Source organism: Streptomyces sp. NPDC047974 (genome assembly GCF_040653375.1).
Taxonomy (GTDB): Bacteria; Actinomycetota; Actinomycetes; order Streptomycetales; family Streptomycetaceae; genus Streptomyces.
Map to the genome: position 1 here is coordinate 27,627 of NZ_JBEZNU010000008.1, position 14,111 is coordinate 41,737.

A 14,111-nucleotide genomic window follows, 5' to 3' on the forward strand; every position below is an offset into this window, starting at 1 on the left:
AAGGACGGGCCTGCCGCCCTGACGGCGGGGGCGTTTAGGGTGGGTGGGGGCGCGGCGGAGTATCCCTCGGAACGGTCGCCGGGTCCGAGGGGGAGAGCCGCCCGACCGGCAGCGAACGGTGGCCCCGACGCACGACGGCACAAGGGTGCTCGACCACACCAGGAGGCAAAGTGAACGGCGATCGTGACGAGATCCGCGGGGGCTGGAACGTGCCCGCCGACGAGTCCGACGCGGATCCCGCCGAGATGACGGGTGAGTTCACCATCGACTACACCCCGCCGGCCTGGTACACGCAGAACGCGCCGGGCGGTTCGGGAAGCGTCGGTGCCACTCCCCCGCCGCCGACGGGCGCACCGCTCCCGGTGCCCGGGACGCCCCCGGCCGGCCTCCAGCCCGGCTGGACGCAGGCCCCGCCGCAGACCCCGCCGCCGGGGCCCTACGGGGCGTACGGCTCCGAGGCCGGCGCCCCCGGCACGCCGCCCGGCTACCCGGCGGCCCCCGCGCCCGGACCCCAGGGAGGGTACGGCCCCGAGGCCGGCGCCCCGGCCGCGTACCCCCCGGCCGCGTACCCCCCGGCCGCGCCCGCGCCGGGCCAGGCCCCCGCGCCCGGACCGTACGAGGGATACGGCTCCGAGGCCGCCGCGCCCGCCGTGCCGCCCGCGTACCCGGCGCCCGCGCCCGCGCAGCCGGCCCCGGCGGCGCCCTTCGGCGGCGGCGATCTGGAGAGCGGCTCCACCATGCGCTTCAACCCGGCCGCGCTGCGGCAGGACGACGCCGCCGCGCAGCCCGTACCCGACGCGGCGGCCGGCCCCCTGCCGGGCTCCCCGGAGGCCGCGGGCCTGGCCCGCGCGGACGTCCCGCCGGTCCCGGCCGCGGACGAGTCCGCCCCCGCCGCCGAGGCCGAGGACCCGCGCGCGACCGTGGAGCCTACCCCGGAGGTCGCCACGGCGGAGGTCGCGGCCGAGCCGACGACGACCGAGCCGGAGGCCGAGCCCGAGGTCGGGTCCGAGGTCCGGTCCGAGCCCGAGGCGGTGGTCGCGACCGACGCCGCCGACGCCGCCTACACCGACACCGACACCGACACCGACCGGGAAGCGGAGGCAGAGGCAGAGACGGAGAGGGGGACGGAGACGGACGAGTCCGCCGCCGCCGTGGAAGCCGGCTCCGGCTCCGCCTCCGACTCCGACTTCGAGGTCGCGCCCGCCGACGCCGTCCCCGCGGCCGCTCCGCTGCCCGCCGAGGACGCCCCGGTCGACGCCGTCGCCCCGGTCGCCCCGGTCGTCCCGGCCGACGCGGGCGGTGCCCTGCCGCCGCTGCCGCCGGACTTCCCGCCCGCCTCCCCCGAAGCACCGCAGGCCCAGCAGATCCCGCCGGCCCCGCCGGCCCCGCAGGCCCCGGCGCCCGCGCAGCAGTGGCCCGGTCAGCCGGTGGCCGCCGCGCCCGGAGCCGTACCGCCTCAGGGCGGGTACGGGTACCCCCAGGGCGCCGCCCTGCCTCCGCAGGCCCAGCCTCAGGCACAGCCGCAGGCACAGCCTCAGGCACAGCCGCCGGCGGCGGCCCCCGCCCCCGGCGCGCCCGCCGGCTACGGCTATCCGCAGCCGCCGGCCGCCGCGCAGGGCGGTTACGGCTACCCCCACCCCGGCCAGCCGTCCGCGCCGACGCCCGCCGGGCAGGGAGTGCCGCCGCAGGCCCCCGTCCCCGGCGGATACGGCTACCCTCAGGGGCCCGGCGAGCAGGCGCCGCAGGGGCCGGAGGGGTACGGGTACCCGCCGGGCGGCGTCGACCCTCGGACCGGGGCGGCCTGGCCGCAGTCGGTCACCCACGACCAGCGCGAGCGTTCCGTGCCGGGCGCCCCGCTCGGGTACACGGCCGCCGTCGAGCTCTCCTCCGACCGGCTGCTGCGCAACAACAAGCAGAAGCCGAAGTCGAGCCGGAACCCCGGCGCGGCCTCCCGCTTCAAGCTGGGCGGCAAGAAGGAGGAGCAGGAGCGGCAGCGGAAGCTGGACCTGATCCGCACCCCCGTCCTCTCCTGCTACCGGATCGCGGTCATCTCGCTCAAGGGCGGCGTCGGCAAGACCACGACGACGACCGCGCTCGGCGCGACCCTGGCCACCGAGCGGCAGGACAAGATCCTGGCGATCGACGCCAACCCGGACGCCGGCACGCTCGGCCGCCGGGTGCGGCGCGAGACCGGGGCGACCATCCGCGACCTGGTGCAGGCGATCCCGTACCTCAACTCGTACATGGACATCCGCCGGTTCACCTCGCAGGCCCCGTCCGGTCTGGAGATCATCGCCAACGACGTGGACCCGGCCGTCTCGACGACCTTCAACGACGAGGACTACCGGCGGGCCATCGACGTCCTCGGCAAGCAGTACCCGGTGATCCTCACCGACTCCGGCACGGGTCTGCTCTACAGCGCCATGCGCGGGGTGCTCGACCTCGCCGACCAGCTGATCATCATCTCCACGCCGTCCGTGGACGGCGCCTCCAGCGCGTCGACGACGCTGGACTGGCTGTCGGCGCACGGCTACGCGGATCTGGTGCAGCGCTCGATCACGGTCATCTCGGGGGTCCGCGAGACCGGAAAGATGATCAAGGTCGAGGACATCGTGCAGCACTTCCGCACCCGCTGCCGGGGCGTGATCGTGGTGCCCTTCGACGAGCACCTGGCGGCCGGCGCCGAGGTGGACCTCGACATGATGCGGCCCAAGACCCGGGAGGCGTACTTCGACCTCTCGGCGATGGTGGCCGAGGACTTCGCGCGGGCGCAGCAGGCGCAGGGCCTGTGGACCGGCGACGCCCAGGGCGGCATGCCGCCGCACATGGCGCCGCCGATGCCGGGCCAGTACGCCCCCGGTCAGCCGATGCCCGGTCAGCCCGCACCCGGTCAGCCGATGCCCGGTCAGCCGTACGGCGCTCCGCCCGCGCCGGGACAGCCGTACCCCGGTCAGCCGATGCCGGGCCAGGCGGCGGCCGCGCCCGGACAGCCGGGACAGCCCGCCCCGGGGCAGCCGTACGGCGCTCCGCCCGCGCCCGGTCAGCCGTACCCCGGTCAGCCGATGCCGGGGCAGTACGCCCCCGGCCAGCCCGCGCCCGGTCAGCCCGCACCCGGTCAGCCGTACCCGCCGCAGGGTCAGCCGCAGCCGTACCCCCAGCCCGGTCAGCCCGGAATGCCCGGTCAGGGCGGATATCCCGGTCAGCCGTACGGGCAGCAGCCCTACCCGCCGGCGGCGACTTCCGGCCAGCCGGGGCAGCCCGGGCAGCCTCCGCAGCCGTACGGGCAGCAGCCCGATCCGGGGCAGCCGTTCGGTCAGCCGCTGCCTCCGCAGGCCCCGCCGCAGGCGCCCCCGCAGGCGCCGCCAGCCCCTCAGCAGTAGGGCGTCACAGGAGTAGACCAATGAGGCTCCGTACCGGTTCACCGGTACGGAGCCTCCTTGCATTCCCGCAGTCCACACGGGGTTTGAGTCATCGTTGACGACGGCAGACCACCGCTGATACATCTTCGCTTCACTTGACGTCAGCCCAAGATCCACGACTCCACGACAGATCCCCCGACGCGAGGTCACGTCCCATGGTCATGGTCACGAAGGTTCCCTCCCGCCCACTCCCCCGCCGGCCGGACCGGCCCCGCCGGACCGCACGTCTCCTGCTCGCCGCCGCCCTCACCACCGCCTCGCTCGCGGCCCTCCCCGCCACCGCGACCGCCGCTCCGGCCGCCGCCGGGGACGAGAAGTCCGGCGGCACGACGCTCACGGTGGCCGTCTCGCAGAGCATCGACTCGCTCAGCCCGTTCCTGGCCCAGAAGCTCACCTCGACCAGCATCCACCGGCTGGCCTACGAGTACCTCACCAACTACGACGCGAAGGACGCCAGGACCGTCCCGGCCTTCGCCACCGAGTGGTCCGCCTCGGCGGACAAGCTGACGTGGACGTACAAGATCCGCGAGGACTCCACCTGGTCCGACGGGAAGCCGGCCACCGCCGAGGACGCGGCCTGGACCTTCAACAAGATGATGACCGACCCGAACGCGGCCACCGCCAACGGCAGCTTCACGGCCAACTTCGCCGCGGTCACCGCCCCCGACCCGCGGACCCTCGTCATCCGGCTGAAGAAGCCGCAGGCGACGATGACCGCCCTCGACGTGCCGATCGTGCCGAAGCACGTGTGGGAGAAGGTCGGCGACTTCTCGAAGTTCAACAACGACCAGCAGTTCCCGATCGTCGGCAACGGCCCCTTCGTCATCACCGACTTCAAGGTCGACCAGTACATCAAGCTGAAGCCGAACAAGACGTTCTGGCGTGGCGCCCCCAAGTTCGACGAACTGGTCTTCAAGTACTACAAGGACGGGGACGCGGCCGTCGCCGCCCTCCAGAAGGGCGAGGTGTCCTTCGTACCGAACCTGACGCCCGCCCAGGCGGCGGCGCTGAAGACGCAGAAGGACATCAAGGTCAACGACGCCCCCGGGCGCCGCTTCTACGCGCTCGCCACCAACCCCGGCGCCCGCGCCCAGGACGGCAAGACCTTCGGCAACGGCCACCCGGCCCTCCTCGACCCGGCCGTGCGCAAGGCGCTCTTCCTCTCCGTCGACCGCGCCACCCTCGTCGACAAGGTCTTCCAGGGGCACGCCGTCGAGGGCGAGGGGTACATCCCGCCGCGCTTCGGCTCGTACTTCTGGAAGCCCGGCGCCGAACAGAAGCGGGCGTACGACCCGACCACCGCCGACAAGCTGCTCTTCGCCGCCGGGTACGCGAAGAACGGCGAGGGGAAGCGGATCGGCAAGGACGGCAAGCCGCTGAACTTCCGGATCCTGTGCCACGCCACCGACCCCAACGACAAGGCGGTCGGCAAGTACCTCCAGGAGTGGTGGGGCGCGCTCGGCATCGGCCTGACCGTCGAGTGCCTGGACAGCGTCTCCGACCCGTGGGTCAAGGGCGACTACGACCTCGCCTTCGACGGCTGGTCGGTCAACCCCGACCCGGACTACGTCCTGTCCATCCACACCTGCGGCACCCTCCCGGCCACCCCGAAGGACACCGGCGCCACGGACAACTTCATCTGCGACAAGGAGTTCGACGCGCTCTACGCGCAGCAGGCGGTGGAGTACGACACCGCCAAGCGGGCGGACCTGGTCAAGCGGATGCAGTCCCGGCTGTACGACACGGGGTACATGAACATCATGGCCTACCCGAACGCCCTGGAGGCGTACCGCACCGACCAGATCGCGTCGATCACCACCATGCCCGAGGCGGCGGGCAACCTCTGGGGGCAGGACGGCTACTGGTCCTGGTGGTCGGCCGTGCCGGCCGCCTCCGCCACCGGCTCCGGGGACGGCTCCGGCTCCTCCTCGACCGGCGTCCTCATCGGCGTCGGGGCGGCCGTGGTCGTCGTCGCCGGCGGACTGCTCCTCTTCCGGATGCGCCGGCGCGCCACCGCCGACGACCGCGAGTAGCGATGACGACGGCAAGCACCCCCGCCGGCGTGGCGCGGGCCGAGGAGGCCCGCGCCACGGACGGCGCACCCCGCACCGGCGTCACCTCCGGCTACCTCCGCCACGCGGCGGGGAAGCTGGGCGGCGCGCTCGTCTCCCTCTTCGCCGTCCTGGTCACCAGCTTCTTCCTGTTCCGGATCATCCCCGGCGACCCGGTGAAGGCGATGACCCACGGCATCCCCACCTCGGCCGAACAACTGGCCACCCTGCGCCGGCAGTTCGGCCTCGACCTGCCGCTGTGGCAGCAGTTCACGGACTACTGCGCCAAGGCGCTCACCGGCGACCTCGGCACCTCCTTCCAGTTCCGCGCCCCGGTCGGCGAGCTGATCGCGGCGAAGCTGCCCGCGACGCTGCTGCTCACCGGTGTCGCCGTGGTGCTCTACTCGGCGCTCGGGCTGTGGCTCGGCACCCGCTCGGCGTGGCGCCACGGCCGCCTCGGCGACAGGGTGAACACCGGGATCGCGCTCACCCTGTGGTCGGTGCCGTCGTTCTGGCTCGGCCTGCTGCTGATCATCGTCTTCTCGGTGGGCATGGGCCCGATCCCGGGGCTCTTCCCGACCGGCGGCATGGAGTCGGGGACCGGCGAGACCGGCTTCGCGTACGTCCTCGACGTCGCCCACCACCTGGTCCTCCCGGTGGTGACCCTGGTCGCGGTCGGCTACGCGCAGACGCTCCTGGTGATGCGCTCCTCGCTGCTCGACGAGATGGGCGGCGACTATCTGACGACCGCCCGGGCGAAGGGGCTCAAGGACGACGAGGTGCGGCGCCGCCACGCGGTGCCGAACGCGCTGCTTCCGACCGTCACCATGGTCTTCATCAACCTGGGCCACGTGGCGGCCGGTTCGATCCTGGTGGAGACCGTCTTCTCCTGGCCGGGGCTCGGCGGCCTCTTCTACCAGGCGCTCAGCGTGCCCGACCTGCCGCTCGTCCAGGGCCTGTTCGTCGTCTTCGCCGGAGCGATGATCCTGATGAACCTGATCGCCGACCTGCTCTATCCGCTGCTCGACCCCCGGGTGGGCCGATGACCTCTCTCGCATGGGAGCGCCGCAGGGGCTCCGCGGCGCGCTTCTGGAAGGCGTACCGGAACCACCGGGCGGGCCTGTACGGGCTCGCCGGCCTGGCCCTGATCGCGCTGCTCGCGCTCACCGCCCCGTGGACCGTCGGCGCCGACGTCCAGTCGGTGACGAACGCGCCGGGGACGGCGCTGGAGCCGCCGAGCGCGGAATTCCCGCTCGGCACCGACCAGTTCGGGCGCTCACTGCTCGGCCTGCTGGTCTGGGGCGCGCGGATCTCGCTGCTCGTCGGACTGCTCGCGGCGACGCTGTCCGTCGCCATCGGCACCCTCGTCGGGGTCCTCGCCGGGCACTACGGCGGCTGGCTCTCCACCGTCGTCATGCGGATCACCGACTGGTTCCTGGTGATGCCGACCCTGGTCCTGGCGATCGTGCTCGCGACGGTGATGTCCCGGTCGATGTGGACGGTGGTGCTGGCCATCGGCGTCACCTCCTGGCCGACCACCGCCCGGCTCGTGCGGGCGCAGACGATCGCCGTCGAGTCCCGCCCGTACATCGAGCGGGCCACCGCGCTCGGCGGCGGCCACGGGCACGTCATGGCCCGGCACGTGCTGCCGAACGTGATGCCGCTGGTGCTCGCGCAGACCACCCTCGGCATCTCCACCGCGATCCTCACCGAGGCCACCCTCGCCTTCCTCGGCCTCGGCGACCCGACGGTCGTCTCCTGGGGCGGCATGCTCCAGGACGCGCGCGAGGCGGGCGCGGTCTCCTCCGGGCACTGGTGGTACCTGGCCCCGCCCGGGATCGCGATCGCGCTGGTCGCGCTCGCCTTCACGCTCTGCGGCCGGGCCGTCGAATCCGTGCTCAACCCGAGGCTGGGGGTGGGGCGTTGAGCCTCCTGGAGATCAGGGACCTGAGGGTCACGTACGGCTCCGGGGCCGGGGCCGTGCCCGCCGTGCGCGGGGTCGACCTCAGCCTGGAGGCCGGGTCGAAGCTGGGCGTGGCCGGCGAGTCCGGCTGCGGCAAGTCGACGCTGGCGCTCGCCCTGCTGCGGCTGCTGCCGACGACCGCCCGGCTCGAAGGGGAGATCCTCCTCGACGGGGAGGACGTCCTCGCCATGAAGTGGGGACGGCTGCGGGCGGTCCGCTGGGCCGGCGCCTCGATCGTCTTCCAGGGCGCGATGCACTCGCTGAACGCGGTGCGCAGGATCGGCGACCAGATCGCCGAACCGCTCCTGGTGCACCGCCAAGCCACCCCCGCCGAGGCGCGCAAGCGGGTCGGCGCCCTCCTCGAACAGGTCGGCCTCCCGGCCTCCCGGGCCGCCGGCTATCCGCACGAGCTGTCCGGCGGACAGCGCCAGCGCGTGATGATCGCGATGGCGCTCGCCTGCGAGCCGCGTCTGATCGTCGCCGACGAGCCGACGACCGCGCTCGACGTGATGATCCAGGCGCAGATCCTGCGGCTGATCGAGCGGCTCGTCGCCGAGGAGTCCATCGGCCTGATGATGATCAGCCACGACCTGGCGGTGCTCGCCGACACCTGCGACCGGCTCGCCGTCATGTACGCGGGCCGGATCGTCGAGGAGGGGCCGGCCCGCGAGGTCTACCGGGCGGCCGCCCACCCCTACGGGCGGGCGCTGTCCTCGGCGTTCCCCCGGATCGGGGACCCGGCCTCGCGGCGGGCGCCGCGCGGTCTGCCCGGCGACCCGCCGGACCCGGCGGCGCTGCCGGACGGCTGCGCCTTCCACCCGCGCTGCCCGGTGGCGGTGGCGGAGTGCGCCGAGGACGACCAGGAACTGCGGACGGCGGGCGCCGGGCACCGGGCCGCCTGCGTCCACGTGGGGAGGGAGAGCCGATGACGGAGGCGCTGCTGACGGCGAGCGGGGTGCACGTCACCTTCCCCGGGCGGCGCGGCGCGCCGCCCTCCCGGGCCGTCGACGGGGTGGACCTGGAGATCGGCGCGGGCGAGATCGTGGCCCTGGTCGGCGAGTCCGGCTGCGGCAAGACGACCCTGGCACGCACCCTCCTCGGCCTGGTGAGGCCCGGGGCCGGCACGGTCTCCTTCGCCGGGCGGCCGCTCGCGTACTCCGGCAAGGCGCTCAAGGCCTACCGCCGGCGCGCCCAGCTCGTCCTCCAGGACCCGAGCGGCTCCCTCAACCCCCGGCACACCGTGTACGAGGCGGTCGCCGAGGGCCTGCGGATCCACGGCCACGACGGCGACGAGCGCGCGGCGGTCGCGGAGGCCCTCGCCCGGGCCGGACTGCGCCCGCCCGAGCGCTTCTTCCTGCGCTACCCGCACGAGCTGTCCGGCGGGCAGCGCCAGCGGGTGGTGATCGCCGGGGCGCTCGTCCTGGAGCCCGAACTCATCGTCGCGGACGAGCCGGTGGCCTCCCTGGACGCCTCGGTACGCGGCGAGATCCTCGCGCTGCTGCTCCGGCTGCGCGACGAACTCGGCCTCTCCGCCCTGGTGGTGACGCACGACCTGGGCCTGGCGTGGAACATCGCGGACCGGGTGGCGGTGATGTACCTGGGGCGGGTGGTGGAGACGGGCCCGGTCGAGTCGGTGCTGACCGCGCCCCGCCATCCGTACACCCGTGCGCTGCTCTCGGTGCTGCCGGAGTCGGAGACGGCCCCGGTGGTGCTCGCCGGCGAGCCGCCGGACCCGGCCCGGATCCCCGGCGGCTGCCGCTTCCACGCCCGCTGCCACGTCCTGGCCTCGGGCGAGGCGGCCCCGGTCGCCGACCGCTGCCGTACGGAGCCCCTGCCGGTCCTGCGCGCGGGCGGCGGGGAGCGCGGCGTGGCGTGCCACTGGGCGACGGCCCGGGACGACGGCTGACCCGCGCGCGACCGCCCGGCGACCCTGGGGGCGGCGGGTCGCCGGGCGGTGGTGCGGGGGTGGAGGTCAGCCGGCCGGCCGGGCTGCCTCCGGGGCCGCGGGCCGGGCACCCGCCGGGGCCGCGGGCCGGGCACCCGTCGGGGCCGCCGGCTGAGCGCCCACCGGGGCGGCCGGCTTCGCGCCGGACGGGGCCTGCGGCTTCGCGCCGGACGGGGCCGCCTTCGGCAGCACCTCGCAGGCGCTGATCGAGGTCCGCGTCGAGACCGACTTCACCGTGCAGGTGTCCTTCCCGACGCCCGCGTCGACCATGCCCCAGTGCGGGCCGACCGTGAGGATCGCGCCGCCGGGGCCGCTGATCGTGTCGTCGCCGGGGCCCGCCTGGATGAGGCCGCCCGACTCGGGGCCGAGGCCCGCGGCCTCGATGGTGTCGGCCTCGCTGCCGCCGAGCACCCGGCCGGAGAAGTCGACGACGCCGACCTTGATGGTGTCGGCGCCGTCGTTGCCGGTGACGATCCCGCCGCCCCGGTTGAACTTGCCGGGCGCGCCGCTCACCGAACCGGTGGTGATCTTGTCGTCGCCGTCGTCGCCGTGGACGACGGCCCCGTGCTCGGCGCCCTCTCCGACGACCGTGGCCACCTTGATGACGTCGTTGCCGCGGTTGCCGCGGACCATGCTGGAGGCGTTCTGCGGCACGAGGTGCTTGGCCCGGATGACGTCGTCGCCGTCGCCGCCCATGACGGCCGAGTCGATGACCAGGCCGCGCACCTCGATCATGTCGTTGCCGCCGCCGCCCCAGACGGTGACGTTCTCCAGGTCGCTGTCGCAGAAGATGTTGTCGTCGCCCGAGGTGCCGTTGACGAGCTCGCCCGGCGGGGCGGACACGCCGTTGACCCAGCACTGGTGCATCGGCACCCGGGCCGCGGCCTGGGCGGGCGTGGCGGTGTACGAGGCGGCGGCCGCTCCGGCGAGCAGCGCGGCGAGCACCGCGGGGCCGCGCGGGCGGCGGGAGGGCGGCGTGGGGGGCATACGACTCTCCTTGCAGGACGACAACGGACTGGGGACTACGACGACGGACTGCGGACGGCGGGCTGCCGGCGGTGGTCTACGGGCGACGGTCTTCCGGCGGCGGGCTGCCGGCCGCGGGTTCAGGCCCTGCTGCGGGCGTGCTGGAAGCGCGGCGAGTAGCCGACGATCCGGCGGGCGGTCAGCGGCGGTTCGGCCGGATGGGCGGCGGTGGTCCAGCGCCCCAGGCACATCTCGGCGGTGATCCCGGGACCGAAGCCCGCGAGGATGCCGCGGGCGCCCTCCGGCTGCCCGCCCTCCTCGAAGAGCCGCCGGACCGCGTCGAGGACGACGGCGCTGGCGATGTTCCCGTACTCCGTGAGGGTCGCCCGGCTGAACCGGAAGGCGTCCGGCGGGACTTCGAGGAAGAGGCTGAGGTCGTCGAGGATCCGAGGCCCGCCCGCGTGGATGATGTAGAAGTCGAGGTTGCCCGCGTCCCAGCCGTGCGCGCCGGCGATCTCGCGGAGCGCGGGGGCGAGCGGCTCCATCGTCTTGGGCACCCGCTTGTCGAGCAGGAAGTGGAAGCCGGTCTCGCGGACGCTGTAGGCGATCCACTCCTCGGTGTCGGGCACCAGGTGGGAGTCGTTGCGCTCCAGGGCGATGCCGGAGCCGCCCCGGCCGCGCACCACGGCGGCGGCGACGGCGTCGCCGAAGAGGCCGTTGGAGAGCAGCGAGCCGACGCCGAGGTCGGTCGGCTGGTAGCAGAGCGAGCAGAACTCGCAGGCCACGATGAGGACGTTGGCGTCGGGGTAGGCGGTGCAGAAGTCGTGCGCCCGGTTGATCGCGGCCCCGCCGGCGGCGCAGCCGAGCTGGGCGATGGGCACCTGCCGGGTGTGGCTGGGGAAGCCCATGGTGTTGATCATCCACGCGGTGAGCGAGGGCATCATGAAGCCCGTGCACGACACGTAGACGATCATGTCGATGTCCGCCGGGCGGAGCCCCGCGTTGCCGAGGGCCTCCTCGACGACGGCGGGCACCCTCGCCTTGGCCTCGGCCTCGTACAGCTCGTTGCGTTCCTGGAAGCCGGGGTGCTCCAGGGTCCGTTCGATGGGCTGCACGATGTGCCGTTTGGAGACCCCGGTGTTGCCGATCAGGCGCAGCGCCAGGGGGAGTTGGGGATGGTCGGCGTGACGCGCTCGGGCGAGGTCGAGGGTCTCCTCCATCGTGATCACGTGCTCCGGCACGGCCACCGCGGGTTTGCACAAGGTCACCACGGCACTCGCTCCTTCTTGTCGATCGGGCGAACTGCCGCCCACACTCGCCCCGTGCTCCCGAGGCCGCAACCGCGAGCGCGTCCGCCCCGTCACGGAGGGTGAGCGGGGGGATCGGCCGTACGGGGGGCTGTGCGGCCTTCGGCGTGTCGCGTCCGTCCGCCGCCGGGAACAAGGCACGGCATGACCTCCGAACCACTGACGTCGCAGCCGCCGGCGTCCGAACCGTCACCGCCCGGACGCCCCGCGCCCGGCGCCGTCCCTCCCGGCTGCCCCGCCGGGGCCCGTCCGGCCCGCGTGTGGTCCGTGGACGACCTGCCCGCCCTGGACTTCGACCCCCTCCTGGCCGAGCTGCTCGCGAAGGAGCCGGTCTCCCGGATCAGCCTGCCGTTCGCCGCCGAGAACGAGGCCTGGCTGGTCACCCGTTACGCCGACGTACGGGCCGTGACCTCAGACCCTCGGTTCAGCCGGACGGCCCTGCTCGACCGCCAGGTCACCACGATGACCGGCCACATGGTGGCCTCGAAGGCGGCCCTGAACTACGCCGATCCGCCGTACCACACCCGGCTGCGCAAGGCGGTGACCAAGACCTTCACCGGCCGGGGCGTCCAGCGGCTGCGGCCCCTCGCCCAGGCGTCCTGCGACCGGCTCCTGGACGCCATGGAGGCGGCGGGACGGCCGGCCGACCTGATGGCCCATCTGCACGGTCCGCTCCCGATGGCGGTCGTCTGCGACCTGCTCGGCATCCCCGAGGAGGACCGGGCCGAGCTGGCGTCCTGGCCGGACCTGATCCTCTCCTCGGGGCCCGGCCCGGAGAGCAGCCGCGCCGCCAAGGCGCAGATCCACGGCTATGTCACCCGACTGCTCGACCACCGGATGGCGGAGCCCCGGGAGGACCTGGCGGGTGAGCTGGCCGAGGCGCTGGCGGAGGGCCGGATCGGCGCCGACGAGGCCGTGTCGCTGGCGATGGCGGTGCTGATCAGCGGCGCCCACGCGGTCCGCAACAACAGCGCCAACATGGTCTACGTGCTGCTCACCCGTCCGGAACTGCTCGCCAGGCTGCGGGCGGAACCGGAGCTGCTGCCGCAGGCCGTGGACGAGCTGCTGCGCTGGATCCCGCACCGCAACGGCGTCGGACTGCCCCGGATCGCGACGGAGGACGTCGAGGTCGGCGGGGTGGTGATCCGGGCGGGCGAGGCGGTGTACGCCTCCTACCTGGCGGCCAACCGGGACCCGGAGGTCTTCGCGGACCCGGAGGCCCTCGACTTCGACCGCGCGGGCACCGGCCACCTCTCCTTCGGGCACGGGCCGCACCACTGCATGGGCGCGATGCTGACCCGGATGGAGTCCGAGGTGATGCTCGCCACCCTGCTCGCCCGCTACCCGGAGCTGCGGCTCGCGGGCCCGCCCGAGTCCGTGCCGTTCCAGTCCCAGGGCCTCATCCGCGGCCCTCGGGAGCTGTACGTCACCTGGTGACGGGCCCGGTCACCCGGTGACGGGCCCGGGAGGGGTCACTCCCCCGCGGCGTCGTACTCGGCCGTCAGGGTCCGGCACGTCGCGACGTCCCCGGCCATGGCGACGAGCAGGTCGTCGAGGGTGTCGAACTTGAGCATGCCGCGCACGTAGGCGAGGAAGTCGACCGTCACGTGGAGCCCGTACAGGTCGAGGCCCTCGCGGTCGATCGCGTACGCCTCCACCGTCCGCTCCTTTCCGTCGAACTGCGGGTTGGTGCCGACGGAGATCGCCGCGGGCATCCGCTCGCCGTTCGCGGTCAGCCAGCCGGCGTAGACGCCGTCGGCGGGGACCGCGGTGTGCGGCAGGGTCTCCACGTTGGCCGTGGGGAAGCCCAGTTCGCGGCCGCGCTGGGCGCCGCGCACGACGATGCCCTCGACGCGGTGCGGGCGGCCGAGGATCTCGGCGGCGCCCGTCATGTCGCCCTCGGCGACGAGCCGCCGGGTGAGGGTGGAGGAGAAGGGCTGCCCGCCGCCGGCGGAGCCGCTCACGTACAGGTCGATGACCTCGACCTCGTAGTCGTAGGTGGCGCCCAGCTCGGTGAGGTACTCCACGGTGCCCGCGGCGCGGTGGCCGAAGCGGAAGTTGGGGCCCTCGATGACGGCCCGGGCGTGCAGCTTGTCGACGATCACCTTGACGATGAAGTCGGCCGGCGACAGCTGCGAGAACTCGGCCGTGAACGGCAGCACGAGGACGGCGTCCACGCCCAGTTCGGCCATCAGCTCGGCGCGCCGGTGGTGCGGGGCGAGCAGCGGCGGGTGGCTGCCGGGGCGCACCACCTCGGAGGGGTGCGGGTCGAAGGTGACGACGACGGCGGGGACGCCGAGCTCGCGGGCGCGCTCCACGGCCCGCCCGATGATCAGCTGGTGCCCGCGGTGCACACCGTCGTAGGAGCCGATGGTGACGACGCTGCGCCCCCAGTCCTGGGGGATGTCCTCCAAGCCACGCCAGCGCTGCACTGTGACCGCTCCTCGTCCGCCTGTTCGC

Annotated in this window: 10 protein-coding genes; 7 read left to right on the forward strand and 3 right to left on the reverse strand. The window is 74.1% G+C overall.

The annotated features are described in order from the left end of the window. Positions 1–170: 170 nt before the first annotated feature. The 6 genes from AB0E19_RS13750 to AB0E19_RS13775 all read left to right on the forward strand — a co-directional run bounded on the left by AB0E19_RS13750 (position 171) and on the right by AB0E19_RS13775 (position 9,339). Positions 171–3,380 carry an SCO5717 family growth-regulating ATPase gene (locus AB0E19_RS13750; RefSeq protein ID WP_362178158.1) on the forward strand — a complete coding sequence of 1,070 codons (3,210 nt, stop codon included), beginning with the start codon at positions 171–173 and terminating at the stop codon, positions 3,378–3,380. 200 nt (positions 3,381–3,580) lie between these two features. Next, positions 3,581–5,452: a peptide ABC transporter substrate-binding protein gene (locus AB0E19_RS13755; protein ID WP_362178728.1), complete on the forward strand. Its 1,872-nt coding sequence runs from the start codon at positions 3,581–3,583 to the stop codon at positions 5,450–5,452. Positions 5,453–5,454: 2 nt separating this feature from the next. Continuing rightward, positions 5,455–6,516, forward strand: a complete 1,062-nt coding sequence (locus AB0E19_RS13760) for an ABC transporter permease (RefSeq protein ID WP_362178161.1) — start codon at positions 5,455–5,457, stop codon at positions 6,514–6,516. Then, entirely contained in the window at positions 6,513–7,397 is an 885-nt protein-coding gene (locus AB0E19_RS13765; protein ID WP_362178165.1) for an ABC transporter permease, read from the forward strand. Before AB0E19_RS13760 ends, AB0E19_RS13765 begins: the two co-directional genes overlap by 4 nt. Then, on the forward strand, positions 7,394–8,362 hold the full coding sequence (locus tag AB0E19_RS13770; protein ID WP_362178168.1) for an ABC transporter ATP-binding protein: 969 nt from the start codon (positions 7,394–7,396) through the stop codon (positions 8,360–8,362). The genes AB0E19_RS13765 and AB0E19_RS13770 overlap by 4 nt, the downstream gene beginning before the upstream one ends. Further along, positions 8,359–9,339 (forward strand): ABC transporter ATP-binding protein, encoded by a 981-nt coding sequence (locus tag AB0E19_RS13775; RefSeq protein ID WP_362178171.1) that lies wholly within the window; start codon positions 8,359–8,361, stop codon positions 9,337–9,339. Before AB0E19_RS13770 ends, AB0E19_RS13775 begins: the two co-directional genes overlap by 4 nt. Positions 9,340–9,405: 66 nt before the next feature. On the opposite strand, the gene AB0E19_RS13780 is transcribed toward AB0E19_RS13775, so the two are convergent. Both AB0E19_RS13780 and AB0E19_RS13785 read right to left on the reverse strand, forming a co-directional pair. Continuing rightward, positions 9,406–10,365 (reverse strand): hypothetical protein, encoded by a 960-nt coding sequence (locus tag AB0E19_RS13780; protein ID WP_362178174.1) that lies wholly within the window; start codon positions 10,363–10,365, stop codon positions 9,406–9,408. A gap of 119 nt (positions 10,366–10,484) precedes the next feature. After that, entirely contained in the window at positions 10,485–11,657 is a 1,173-nt protein-coding gene (locus AB0E19_RS13785; protein ID WP_362178177.1) for a type III polyketide synthase, read from the reverse strand. A 261-nt stretch (positions 11,658–11,918) separates the two neighbouring features. Here AB0E19_RS13785 and AB0E19_RS13790 point away from each other — a divergent pair, with 261 nt between their 5' ends. Further along, positions 11,919–13,088 carry a cytochrome P450 gene (locus AB0E19_RS13790; protein WP_362178180.1) on the forward strand — a complete coding sequence of 390 codons (1,170 nt, stop codon included), beginning with the start codon at positions 11,919–11,921 and terminating at the stop codon, positions 13,086–13,088. Positions 13,089–13,123: 35 nt separating this feature from the next. Here the strand turns inward: AB0E19_RS13790 and AB0E19_RS13795 are convergent, their stop codons facing one another. Further along, positions 13,124–14,083, reverse strand: a complete 960-nt coding sequence (locus AB0E19_RS13795; RefSeq protein WP_362178183.1) for a bifunctional riboflavin kinase/FAD synthetase — start codon at positions 14,081–14,083, stop codon at positions 13,124–13,126. Positions 14,084–14,111: the final 28 nt, after the last annotated feature.